The following is an 11,535-nucleotide window of genomic DNA, read 5'->3' on the forward strand; positions in this document are numbered from 1 at the left end:
CAGAAAAAGGGATGCACATTACGTAGAGCGATGCCCTACGCTATATAATGCAAGCCTTTCAGGCTTAAAATTCAGCCCGATAAATTATCATTTCACCGCGTAGCCTAACACTGCGTAGCCCCTTGTTCCCTTGTCAACTTGTTCCCTTGTCAACTAAATTTTCATTTATCTTCTATAATTTCCGCGTCCTCAATATTGTCTACAGCCTTTGAAGAAGCTCCCGGCATACCCGGTGCTTTCGGCCGTTTGCGAGTGAATGTGAACCAATTTATCAATTCGGAAACTGCATATACGATGCTGGTGATACCGATAATGATAAATGCCGTGGAACGCACGCCCGTCGGATTGAACAAGGCAATCAGCCCTGCAATCAGAATGAGCACCGGAATGATGTAAAATCCCACACGAACCGGCATCCAGCGACGGGCTGCGGAAAGCGATGCAATCTGTTGCACACCACCCAGCACAAGGATAAATCCCAGTACAAACGTCAGCAAATCCGCAAAGAAACCGGGCATAATGATCAGCCACAGGCCAAACAGCAAACTACCGATTCCTTCGATAGGAAGGCGACGTCTCTCTTCCGCACTCATGGCAAAATACCCGATGATACTTAGAAGTGCCGGTATCAGAAATATAACACCGATCGTTATAACAAAATAATCTCCGGCTTCATTGGGAAACATCACCAATACCAAACCGATTATCAGCGCACATATCGTACGCAAAAATGAGTTACTTATTCCTTTCATGAGCTTATGATTTTTTGCGAAGATACATTTTTATCCGCACAACTCCACAAGAAAGTCACGAAAAATTAGTTTACGTCCAACCAAGCGTTCATATCTTCGGCCACCAATAGCCAATAAAGTAACAAGAGTATAGCAATAGATACGCCAATGGCTACTAAATGTTTTCGTTTCATAGTTCATCCTTTCTTTATTTATATAAATAATAGTTGTTCAAAACACGACTATAAAACAAGTTCGCATACAAAAGGTTTACTGATTTCCCTAAATACAATAAGAAAGAGTAAAAGAAAAAGAGCACACCTATACTAACAATCTACAAAATAATTCCTTATATTTGCATCACTCATTATTAACATTGTAACATTATAAAACAATGAAAAAAATTATTCTTTTATTTTTTCTGATTGCCAGTTGTTGTATTCAGAACTTATCAGCACAAGCCCCTCAAGAAATGGCTTATCAAATCATGGTTCTCGACCCTAAAACAGGTAAAATTCAAGCAGATGAAGATGTAAGCATCCGCATTGAAATCCGTAAAAATACCCCCAACGGGAGTGTGGTCTGGGAAAAAGATTTTAATGGACATACTGACCAAACAGGAGTATGTAATCTCACTCTCGATTTTTCAGACAAAATAGACTGGAGTGCGGAAAGTTACTATTTGGCTACTATCATAAATGGCATCGAATGTGGAAGTCCTAAAATAACTTCTGTTCCTTATGCATTGCATGCGGCATCTCTTGAAGGTATCATAACGCAGAAAGAGTTGATAGGTACCTGGAAATACTCCGGAGACGAATTTACAGACGTTTTCACTTTCAAAGAAGATGGTACAGGACTATTTCAAACATCTGAAGATGGAATCACAGACTATCACGGTTATCCTTTTAAGTGGATGCTCAACAAAGCAGGATTTTTAGCAATCCAAGATACAGGAAGCGAAAGTTATGATGGAAAAGGATTTGATAGAAACAGTATATGGTACACTATGAAAATAGCTGATAACCAAATATTTCTCGCTAGCGACGGAGATGGAGGATATATTTATATAAAACAATAAGTAGCCATGAAAAAATACATTATTTTCCTCCTATTTACTTGTACGGCCACTCTTGTCTATGCACAAGAAGTTTCGGTCATAGTACAACCCGTAGTTTGCACCTCAAGATCGGCAAATGGAAATGTTCTTGTTTCATCAGTACCGACTGCCGGAGCAAAAGATGGAAAGAACCACTACCAGATAGGTTCCTTTGTATATACTCCAGAAAGCTTCCCAACAGGAATTGAAACACCCTCTTCTGAAATTAAGCAATATCCGCTATACAATCCAGAAAGTGATTCTTTCATAATTTCCGCTTTCCCAGTAAAAAGCGTAATATCCCTTTATTCTGTAGAAGGAAAATTATTGCAGCGGATACAGCCTACAGGAGAGAATATCACACTGGATGCCAATGCTCTACCTACCATTACAATTCTTCGTATTATGAACGGGGAGTATTCCTATAGTTTCAAGCTGATGAAACAAAAATGAGCCGTTTAAAGAAAAAAAGCAAGAAATTCTTTGGTAATTAAAACAAAGTGCTTACATTTGCCCCCAGCTAAAACAAAAAGACAATGAAAACAATGCTCATAAATACATATTGGTGGTGGCGCCCGTTACAACTCCGACAGTCGTAAGGGAGCAGCGCTCGTATGTATATATGTAAACATAATACTGATTAAGAAAGAGCCCTGTCGCAACCTGCGACAGGGCCCTTTTCTTTTATCCGGTTTTGAAACCCGGACAAATCCCAATAGTAAATAGTTAAATCGTAAATAAAATGATGAGTTTTTTAGTAAATCAAGATGGTTATTACGGAGAATTCGGTGGAGCATATGTTCCCGAAATACTCCACAAATGTGTGGAAGAGTTGCAGAACACCTATCTCAAAGTACTGCAAAGCGAAGATTTCAAGCAAGAGTTCGACCAGCTGTTGCGTGACTACGTAGGACGTCCTTCCCCACTCTACTATGCCCGCCGACTTTCCGAAAAGTATGGCTGCAAACTCTACCTCAAACGTGAAGACCTGAACCACACAGGAGCTCACAAGATTAACAACACCATCGGACAGATTCTTCTGGCACGCCGCATGGGCAAGCATCGCATCATCGCCGAAACCGGTGCCGGACAACACGGCGTAGCTACTGCCACCGTATGTGCCCTGATGAACATGGAATGCATCGTCTACATGGGAAAAACGGATGTAGAACGCCAGCATGTCAATGTAGAAAAAATGAAGATGCTGGGTGCAACCGTCATCCCCGTCACTTCCGGAAACATGACGCTGAAAGATGCTACCAACGAGGCAATCCGCGACTGGTGTTGTCATCCTGCCGATACCTACTACATCATTGGTTCTACAGTCGGTCCTCATCCTTATCCCGACATGGTGGCTCGCCTGCAATCCGTCATCAGCGAGGAAATCAAAAAGCAACTCATTGAAAAAGAAGGCCGTGACTGCCCCGACTACCTTATCGCTTGTGTAGGTGGTGGTAGCAATGCCGCCGGAACCATTTATCATTATATCGACGATAGCCGCGTGCAGATCGTCCTTGCCGAAGCCGGTGGTAAAGGAATAGATACGGGTATGACTGCCGCTACTATCGCCCTCGGACAGATGGGAATCATCCACGGTGCACGCACGTACGTCATTCAGAACGAAGACGGCCAGATCGAAGAGCCCTATTCCATCTCTGCCGGACTGGATTACCCGGGTATCGGCCCCATGCATGCCAATCTGGCTGCACAAAAACGTGCCATCGTACTTGCTGTTAATGATGATGAAGCCATCCGCGCCGCCTACGAACTGACGAAACTGGAAGGTATCATCCCCGCCTTGGAAAGCGCCCACGCCCTCGGTGCTCTCGAAAAACTGAACTTCAAACCCGATGATGTCGTTGTACTGACCGTTTCGGGACGTGGAGACAAGGATATAGAAACTTATCTTAATGAAGAATTATGAATTATGAATTAAAAATTGAAGGGTTATGAATACATATAATTATCAAACACATAGCCGTACTATTCTTGGGGACTTGCACACTCCTGTAAGTACTTATCTGAAAGTTCGTGATGTGTTTCCCCAAAGTGCACTTATGGAAAGCTCCGACTATCACGGCAGTGAAAACAACCGTTCATTCATCGGACTCTGTCCATTGGCAAGCGTCAGCATCGACCATGGAACAGCCATCTTCCGCCTGCCCGACGGTACTCGCGAAGAACGCCCCATCTCACCGGAATACCCTGTAGAAAAAGCTTTAGAGGATTTCCTCGGGCGCTTCCATGTGGAAGGCGAATATGCCAATTACTGCGGTCTTTATGGCTACACTTCTTTCAATGCCGTACGCTATTTCGAAAATATTCCCGTAAAAGACAGCCGCGAAGCCACTAACGACGCACCGGATATGCTCTACATCTTGTATCAATACCTCATTGTCTTCAACGACTTTAAGAATGAAATGGTTCTTCTTGAAATGCTTGCCCCCGGTGAAGAAAGTGAGCTGGATACGGTGCAGAAAGCCATCAACAACCGCAATTACACCGCCTATGATTTCCGTGCCGTTGGTGAAACCACTTCCCCACTGACCGACGAACAGCATAAAGCAAATATCCGTCAGGGAATCGCCCACTGCCTGCGCGGGGATGTTTTCCAGATTGTTCTCTCCCGCCGTTTCGAGCAACGTTTCGTAGGCGATGACTTCAAACTTTATCGTGCCTTGCGCAGCATCAACCCCTCTCCTTATCTGTTCTATTTCGATTTCGGAGGTTTCCGCATCTTCGGTTCATCACCTGAGACGCACTGCCGCATCGAAGGCCGCCACGCCTACATCGACCCCATCGCCGGTACTACCAAGCGCACCGGAGATCCCGAACAGGATGCGCTGAACGCCCAATACCTGCATGATGATCCCAAAGAAAATGCAGAGCATGTCATGCTGGTCGATCTCGCCCGTAACGATCTTTCCCGCAACTGCCACGATGTAAAAGTGGATTTCTACAAGGAAATGCAGTATTACAGTCATGTTATCCACCTGGTAAGCCGCGTCAGCGGTACGCTGAACGAGGATGCCCGCCCTATCAAAGCATTCATCGACACTTTCCCGGCAGGCACTCTGAGTGGTGCACCCAAGGTACGCGCCATGCAACTCATCAGCGAACTGGAACCGCACAATCGCGGCGCTTACGGCGGTTGCATCGGCTTCATCGGACTGAACGGTTCACTGAACCAGGCCATTACCATCCGTACTTTTGTCAGTCGCAACGGTGTACTTTGGTTTCAGGCAGGCGGCGGCATCGTGGCCAAGAGCAATGAAGAATACGAATTGCAAGAGGTGAACAACAAACTGGGAGCACTGAAAAAGGCAATCGTAATGGCGGAGAAAATGTGAGGAATCACCACCTTCTATTTAATTTTTAATTATTAATTTTTAATTCCCATGATAGTAATCATAGACAACTACGACTCTTTCACCTACAACCTTGCCCATCTGGTAAAAGAACTCGGCGCAGAAGTAGATGTGCTGCGCAATGATAAATTTGAACTTGAGGAATTGGAGAAATATGATAAGATCATCCTTTCACCCGGTCCCGGCATTCCCGAGGAGGCAGGCTTACTATTAGAGGTCATCCGTACTTACGCAGGACGGAAACCCATACTTGGCGTCTGCCTGGGTGAACAGGCCATCGGACAAGCATTCGGTGGAAAGCTCACCAATCTGAGTGAAGTCTTTCACGGCATACAAACGAATATAGCGATAAAGGATGAGGGATTATTGATTAGTAACTCATCGCTAAACACTAAGCACTTACCGCTAAGCGCTGATTACATTTTCGATGGTCTTCCCAGTGAAATACCAGTCGGTCGTTATCACTCCTGGGTAGTGGATACGGACGGATTTCCCGAAGAATTGGTTATCACCGCCATCAGCCCCGAAGGTCAAATCATGGCACTGAAACATCGGGAATACGATGTTCACGGCATCCAATTCCATCCGGAATCGGTACTGACTCCCGATGGAAAACAGATTGTAGGCAACTGGATGAAAGGCATCTGAAATGCCACATCTCATGAGGCCAAATGCCACACTTCATGAGGCCAAATGCCACACCTCACAGGTCGGAATGCCACACCTCATGACCGTCAACATGTGGCATTCCGAACGCTAAAGTGAGGCATTCCAAACACTACAGAATTTTCAATCGTAAATTGTAAATCGTCTAATCGTAAATAAGAAAATGAAAGATATATTAACCCGTCTCTTCAACCACGAAGAGCTCACTTCGGAAGAGACCAAGCAAATTCTCCTGAACATCACCCGGGAAGCTTACCCCGAAGCACAGATTTCCGCATTACTCACTGTATTTCAGATGCGTAGCATCACAGTAGATGAACTGATCGGCTTTCGCGAAGCCCTCATGGAGACTCGCATTCCTATCGACTTCGCGCCTTATCGGCCTATCGATATCGTAGGTACGGGAGGTGATGGAAAGAACACGTTCAACATTTCCACTTGTGCCTGTTTTGTGGTAGCCGGAGCCGGTTACAAAGTTGCCAAACACGGCAATTACGGCGCCACTTCCGTCAGCGGCGCAAGCAACGTCATCGAACAGCACGGCGTCCGTTTCACCAACAACCCCGACAAGCTGAAACGCAGCATGGACGAGTGTAACATCGCCTACCTGCACGCCCAACTTTTCAATCCGGCAATGAAGTTCGTCGGTCCTGTGCGCAAGGCATTGGGCGTACGTACACTGTTCAACCTTCTTGGCCCGCTTGTCAATCCCTGCAAGCCTGCTTACCAGTTGCTCGGTGTGGCCGATCTTGCACAGATGCGGCTCTACACAAATGTTTTTTACAAACTCGGCATTGATTTTGCGGTAGTCAACAGCCTCGACAGCTACGACGAAATCTCCCTCACGGACGAATTCAAAGTCATGACGCGCAATTACGAACGGATTTATCGTCCGCAAGCGCTGGGTTTCAATGCCGCGCAACCCGAAGAACTCTTCGGCGGAGCCTGCAAAGAGGATGCCGCCCGCATCTTTGACAACATCCTTAATAACCGTGCCACACGTGCCCAAACGCAATGTGTCATTGTCAACGCCGCCTTCGCCATCCAGGTGATGGAACCCGAAAAGGAAATCGAAGAATGCATTGCCATCGCTCGCCAATCGCTGGAAAGTGGACGGGCGCTGGAGACGCTGAAGAAATTTATAGAAATCAATCAATGAGCTAAAAAAATATGAAAGATATTTTATCCGAAATCATCGCCCACAAGCGGATTGAGATTGAGCAGCAAAAGCAAGCTGTCTCTCTCAGTCAATTGCAAGAGCAAGCTGCTGTCATGATGCAGGAAGCTGTCGGAACCGGAGCTTCCGGTACAACGCCCGTCCGCAGCATGAAGCGTGCACTCGCAAGCTCTCCATCCGGCATCATTGCCGAGTTCAAACGCCGTTCCCCTTCCAAGGGCTGGATCAAGGAAAGCGCACAGGCCGGTCTCATTCCACCAGCTTATGAAACTGCCGGAGCTTCCGCCCTCTCCATCCTCACGGATGAAAAGTTCTTCGGCGGAACTCTGCGTGACATCCGTACAGCGCGCCCTCTGGTCAACATCCCGATCCTGCGTAAGGACTTCATCATCGACAAGTATCAGCTTCTGCAAGCCCGTATTGTGGGTGCCGATGCAGTGCTGCTCATTGCCGCCTGCCTCACGCCTGATGAGTGCCGCACGCTTACTATGCAGGCGCACGAACTTGGACTTGAAGTCCTGCTCGAAGTACACAGCACCTCCGAACTCTCCTATATATATAAGGAGACGGATATGGTCGGTGTCAACAACCGTAATCTGGGCAGCTTCGTCACCAATACAGAAAACTCTTTCCGCATTGCGGAAGAGTTGAAAAATGCTGTTGCTGAAATTGATTTTCAGACGCCTCCGCTGCTCGTTTCCGAAAGTGGTATTTCGCACCCTGAAACCATCCGTGAGCTACGCTCGGCAGGCTTCCGTGGTTTCCTTATGGGAGAGACTTTCATGCGTACAGACGATCCCGGGAACACATTGAAAGAACTCATCCACAGCATATAAATTTGGAAATTCACACATAATTTCATATATTCGTGATTTTTAAACAAAGAGTTTTCAATCGTAAATTGTAAATCGTCCAATCGTACATATTATCATGAATACAATGATCAAAGTATGCGGAATGACCGATGCAGACAATATCCGCGATGTAGAAGTATTAGGTGTAGATATGATCGGTTTCATCTTCTATCCCAAATCCCCCAGATACCTGTATCAGATACCCGGGTACCTGCCTACGCTTGCCAAACGTGTCGGTGTTTTCGTCAACGAAACCAAAGAAAACATCCTTATGTATGTCGACCGTTTCGGCCTGAACTATGTCCAGCTGCACGGTGACGAATCACCCGAATATTGCCGCACCCTTCATTCACAGGGTATCCGGATCATCAAAGCGTTTTCCATCGCTTTGCCCAAGGATCTTCTTGCCGTTTCCTATTATGAAGGTTTCTGCGACTACTTCCTGTTCGATACCCGCAGCGTCCATTATGGTGGCTCCGGACAGCAATTCGACTGGAGTATCCTGCAACGTTACATCGGCAGTACCCCTTTCCTGCTTAGCGGCGGCATCAATTCCTACAGCGTCAAAGCTCTGAAAGAATTCCACCATCCCCGCCTTGCCGGTATCGATATCAACAGCCGATTCGAGACATCTCCGGGCATCAAGGATGTGGAACGGATCGGGCGCTTTCTCAAAGAAATGGGAAAATGCACCATTTGACGACTGAAGCACGCCATTGTGAAGAGCAATCGTCAAGTGAAAAGTAATTTCAATCGTAAATCGTAAATAATAAAATCGTAAATAATAAGATGAATCGTATAAATCAACTTTTTCAGGACAGCCCTAAAAACTTGCTGTCCATTTACTTCTGTGCCGGTTGTCCAACCCTGGAAGGTACTGCCGACGTCATCCGTACCCTCGAACGCAATGGGGTCCATTCAATTGAAATCGGTATTCCTTTCAGTGACCCGATGGCTGACGGCATCGTTATCCAGGAAGCTGCCACGCGCGCGCTTCGCAATGGTATGTCACTGCGTATTTTGTTTGAGCAGCTTCGCGATATCCGCAGCGATGTCCGCATTCCGCTCATCCTGATGGGGTATCTCAACCCTATTATGAAATTCGGGTTCGAGGCTTTCTGTCAGAAATGCGTAGAATGTGGTATCGACGGCGTTATTATTCCCGATCTTCCTTTCAAGGATTACGAAGAGACGTATAAACCTATTGCCGACCGTTACGACATCCGTGTCATCATGCTCATCACCCCCGAAACCAGCGAAGCCCGTGTCCGCGAAATCGACGAGCATACCGACGGCTTCATCTATATGGTATCCAGCGCTGCTACTACCGGTGCCCAGAAAGATTTCGATAGCCAGAAGCAAGCTTATTTCAAAAAGATACAGGATATGCACCTCCGCAATCCCCGTATGGTTGGCTTCGGCATCAGTAACAAACAGACATTTGACGCTGCTTGCACCAACTCTTCCGGTGCCATCATCGGCAGCCGTTTCGTCACCCTGCTGAATGAAGCTGAAGGAGATGCGGAAAAGGCGATCAAGCAACTAAAAGAAGGATTGAAGAAATAATTAGTAGGGAGCGATTAGTGATAAGCGGATTGTACAATAACAACAAAATGACACTTATCACTAATCACTTACCGCTAATCACTGTTTTTTTCTTATCTTTGCACTAGTAAAACCGAAATGTGATGAAAACTGTTGCCGAATATATTTCATTATTGCGTGACTATATGCAAAAAAATGCCGGTAAATATGGTATTTCCCGGATGGGCATATTCGGTTCTGTTGCTCGGAACGAACAAACAGAAACGAGCGACGTCGATATATACATTGAAGGGCAACTACATGGCTTCTTTGCTTTATCCGGCATAAAAAAAGAATTGGAAGAACTGTTAGGCTGTCCGGTTGATATTGTACGTCTACGTGATAAGATGGATGCACTCCTACGTGAAAAGATATTAAAGGAGGGTATTTATGTTTGATAAATTAATAGCTCTTCATACACTGAAATTAATTTGTGACTCTCTTGAACTAATAGAGAAAAGATGTTCTGATATTTACTCTGTAGATGATTTCCTGTTAAGTGATAGTGGAATGATGAAACTTGACAGTGTCTGCATGAAACTCACAGCCATAGGAGAAAGCATTAAAAATCTGGATAAAATCACCAATAAAGAATTATTTGTGAAATATCCGGAAATTCCGTGGAGGAATGTAATGGGTATTCGTGATATTATCGTACATCATTACTTTGATGTAGATGCCGACGAAATATTTAGAATTTGCAAGGAAGATGTTCCACAATTATATAAGGTGATTATTAAAATAATAAATGACTTGAAGTAACCCGATTATGTTTATGAAGATTGACTACCCATCCGTGTTGCTAATTTATACCGGCGGAACCATTGGTATGATAGAGAATCCAGAGACAGGTGCGCTTGAAAACTTCAACTTCGATCATCTTCTCAAACATGTTCCCGAACTGAAGCGTTTCAATTATCGCATCTCTTCCTATCAGTTCAATCCGCCCATTGACTCCTCCGACATGGAGCCCTCCCTCTGGGCAAAGATCGTAAAGATTATCAACTACAACTATGATTACTTCGACGGCTTTGTCATTCTCCACGGCACCGACACCATGGCCTATACCGCCTCCGCCCTTAGCTTCATGCTCGAAAACCTTGCCAAGCCTGTTATTCTCACCGGTTCTCAGCTCCCTATCGGCACCCTGCGTACAGATGGAAAAGAAATCTTATTACCTCTATAGAAATAGCCGCGGCCAAGAATCCCGATGGTACTCCCGTTGTCCCCGAAGTATGTATATTTTTCGAGAACGAACTGATGCGCGGCAATCGCACCACCAAGATAAATTCCGAAAACTTCAACGCATTCCGTTCCTTCAATTACCCCTCGCTGGCCCATGCAGGCATCCACATCAAGTACGATGCACATATCATCCGCCGTCCTGATCCGACACGCCCCATGAAGCCCCATTACCTGTTCGATACAAACGTCGTCATGCTCACCCTCTTTCCCGGCATCCAGGAGAGCATCATCAATTCAGTCCTCCACGTTCCCGGCCTGAAAGCCGTTGTGCTCAAAACCTTCGGTTCAGGCAATGCCCCTCAGAAAGACTGGTTCATCCGCCAACTGAAAGAAGCTACCGAACGTGGCATCATTATTGTGAATATCACCCAGTGCCAACGCGGCGCGGTCGAAATGGGACGCTACGAAACCGGCTTGAAGCTTCTCCAGGCAGGCGTCGTCAGCGGCTACGACAGCACCCCCGAATGCGCAGTGACCAAACTCATGTTTCTCCTCGGTCACGGCCTCGATCAAGCGGAAATCCGTTACCAGATGAATTCCGATCTCGCAGGAGAAATCACGAAAGCCTGAAACAGCCCCACCATCGGAAGGCCTGCTCGTGAGCGGAATATACAAGTCCGGTCAATCCCCGACCTTATCCACATTAAACAAATAAAACAGTGGAGAAGAACAAAAAAAGCAATATTCCTGATTGAGATATTAAATATAATCTATATCTTTGTGGCGAGAATATGCAAGAATTACGCATTCTCGAAATATTTCAAATAACTTAAGGACAACAAAACAAGCAAATATCATCAGTATTATTAAT

12 protein-coding genes and 1 pseudogene are annotated in these 11,535 nt (G+C 45.8%); 12 read left to right on the forward strand and 1 reads right to left on the reverse strand.

Features of this window, described 5'->3' with window-relative positions; genetic code table 11:
- Positions 1–161: 161 nt before the first annotated feature.
- Entirely contained in the window at positions 162–752 is a 591-nt protein-coding gene (locus BN161_RS17600) for an HdeD family acid-resistance protein (protein WP_044268803.1), read from the reverse strand.
- 373 nt (positions 753–1,125) lie between these two features.
- Between BN161_RS17600 and BN161_RS17605 the strand changes: the two genes are divergently transcribed.
- The 12 genes and pseudogenes from BN161_RS17605 (at position 1,126) to BN161_RS17660 (ending at position 11,294) form a co-directional block, all read left to right on the forward strand.
- Positions 1,126–1,812, forward strand: coding sequence for a hypothetical protein (locus tag BN161_RS17605; RefSeq protein WP_044268805.1), 687 nt, complete (start codon positions 1,126–1,128; stop codon positions 1,810–1,812).
- A 6-nt stretch (positions 1,813–1,818) separates the two neighbouring features.
- Positions 1,819–2,283, forward strand: coding sequence for a T9SS type A sorting domain-containing protein (locus BN161_RS17610; RefSeq protein ID WP_044268806.1), 465 nt, complete (start codon positions 1,819–1,821; stop codon positions 2,281–2,283).
- Positions 2,284–2,575: 292 nt separating this feature from the next.
- Positions 2,576–3,754, forward strand: a complete 1,179-nt coding sequence (gene trpB, locus BN161_RS17615) for a tryptophan synthase subunit beta (RefSeq protein WP_209441911.1) — start codon at positions 2,576–2,578, stop codon at positions 3,752–3,754.
- Positions 3,755–3,779: 25 nt separating this feature from the next.
- Entirely contained in the window at positions 3,780–5,180 is a 1,401-nt protein-coding gene (locus BN161_RS17620; protein ID WP_044268808.1) for an anthranilate synthase component I family protein, read from the forward strand.
- 48 nt (positions 5,181–5,228) lie between these two features.
- The gene (locus BN161_RS17625) at positions 5,229–5,846 is read left to right on the forward strand and encodes an anthranilate synthase component II (protein WP_044268810.1); all 618 of its coding nucleotides are present in this window, start codon (positions 5,229–5,231) and stop codon (positions 5,844–5,846) included.
- 181 nt (positions 5,847–6,027) lie between these two features.
- Positions 6,028–7,023 (forward strand): anthranilate phosphoribosyltransferase, encoded by a 996-nt coding sequence (gene trpD, locus BN161_RS17630; RefSeq protein ID WP_044268812.1) that lies wholly within the window; start codon positions 6,028–6,030, stop codon positions 7,021–7,023.
- Positions 7,024–7,034: 11 nt separating this feature from the next.
- Complete coding sequence (gene trpC / locus BN161_RS17635; RefSeq protein WP_044268814.1) at positions 7,035–7,877, forward strand: indole-3-glycerol phosphate synthase TrpC; 843 nt, start codon at positions 7,035–7,037, stop codon at positions 7,875–7,877.
- Between the two features lie 94 nt (positions 7,878–7,971).
- Positions 7,972–8,595 (forward strand): phosphoribosylanthranilate isomerase, encoded by a 624-nt coding sequence (locus BN161_RS17640; protein ID WP_044268817.1) that lies wholly within the window; start codon positions 7,972–7,974, stop codon positions 8,593–8,595.
- Positions 8,596–8,684: 89 nt separating this feature from the next.
- On the forward strand, positions 8,685–9,461 hold the full coding sequence (gene trpA, locus BN161_RS17645; protein WP_044268819.1) for a tryptophan synthase subunit alpha: 777 nt from the start codon (positions 8,685–8,687) through the stop codon (positions 9,459–9,461).
- A 122-nt stretch (positions 9,462–9,583) separates the two neighbouring features.
- Positions 9,584–9,877, forward strand: a complete 294-nt coding sequence (locus BN161_RS17650) for a nucleotidyltransferase family protein (protein ID WP_044268822.1) — start codon at positions 9,584–9,586, stop codon at positions 9,875–9,877.
- Positions 9,870–10,241: a HepT-like ribonuclease domain-containing protein gene (locus BN161_RS17655; RefSeq protein WP_044268824.1), complete on the forward strand. Its 372-nt coding sequence runs from the start codon at positions 9,870–9,872 to the stop codon at positions 10,239–10,241. Before BN161_RS17650 ends, BN161_RS17655 begins: the two co-directional genes overlap by 8 nt.
- A 13-nt stretch (positions 10,242–10,254) precedes the next feature.
- A pseudogene (locus BN161_RS17660) lies at positions 10,255–11,294 on the forward strand (asparaginase).
- Positions 11,295–11,535 lie beyond the last annotated feature (241 nt).

Source organism: Bacteroides timonensis (genome assembly GCF_000513195.1).
Lineage (GTDB): Bacteria > Bacteroidota > Bacteroidia > Bacteroidales > Bacteroidaceae > Bacteroides > Bacteroides timonensis.

What these genes read in the sequence shown, in the direction of transcription:
- BN161_RS17650 (WP_044268822.1), top strand. Translation starts at nt 9,584, where the DNA reads ATGAAAACTGTTGCCGAATATATTTCATTATTGCGTGACTATATGCAA.
- trpA (WP_044268819.1), top strand. Translation starts at nt 8,685, where the DNA reads ATGAATCGTATAAATCAACTTTTTCAGGACAGCCCTAAAAACTTGCTG.
- trpB (WP_209441911.1), top strand. Translation starts at nt 2,576, where the DNA reads ATGAGTTTTTTAGTAAATCAAGATGGTTATTACGGAGAATTCGGTGGA.
- trpD (WP_044268812.1), top strand. Translation starts at nt 6,028, where the DNA reads ATGAAAGATATATTAACCCGTCTCTTCAACCACGAAGAGCTCACTTCG.
- BN161_RS17600 (WP_044268803.1), bottom strand. Translation starts at nt 752, where the DNA reads ATGAAAGGAATAAGTAACTCATTTTTGCGTACGATATGTGCGCTGATA.
- BN161_RS17655 (WP_044268824.1), top strand. Translation starts at nt 9,870, where the DNA reads ATGTTTGATAAATTAATAGCTCTTCATACACTGAAATTAATTTGTGAC.
- BN161_RS17605 (WP_044268805.1), top strand. Translation starts at nt 1,126, where the DNA reads ATGAAAAAAATTATTCTTTTATTTTTTCTGATTGCCAGTTGTTGTATT.
- BN161_RS17625 (WP_044268810.1), top strand. Translation starts at nt 5,229, where the DNA reads ATGATAGTAATCATAGACAACTACGACTCTTTCACCTACAACCTTGCC.
- BN161_RS17640 (WP_044268817.1), top strand. Translation starts at nt 7,972, where the DNA reads ATGAATACAATGATCAAAGTATGCGGAATGACCGATGCAGACAATATC.
- BN161_RS17620 (WP_044268808.1), top strand. Translation starts at nt 3,780, where the DNA reads ATGAATACATATAATTATCAAACACATAGCCGTACTATTCTTGGGGAC.
- trpC (WP_044268814.1), top strand. Translation starts at nt 7,035, where the DNA reads ATGAAAGATATTTTATCCGAAATCATCGCCCACAAGCGGATTGAGATT.
- BN161_RS17610 (WP_044268806.1), top strand. Translation starts at nt 1,819, where the DNA reads ATGAAAAAATACATTATTTTCCTCCTATTTACTTGTACGGCCACTCTT.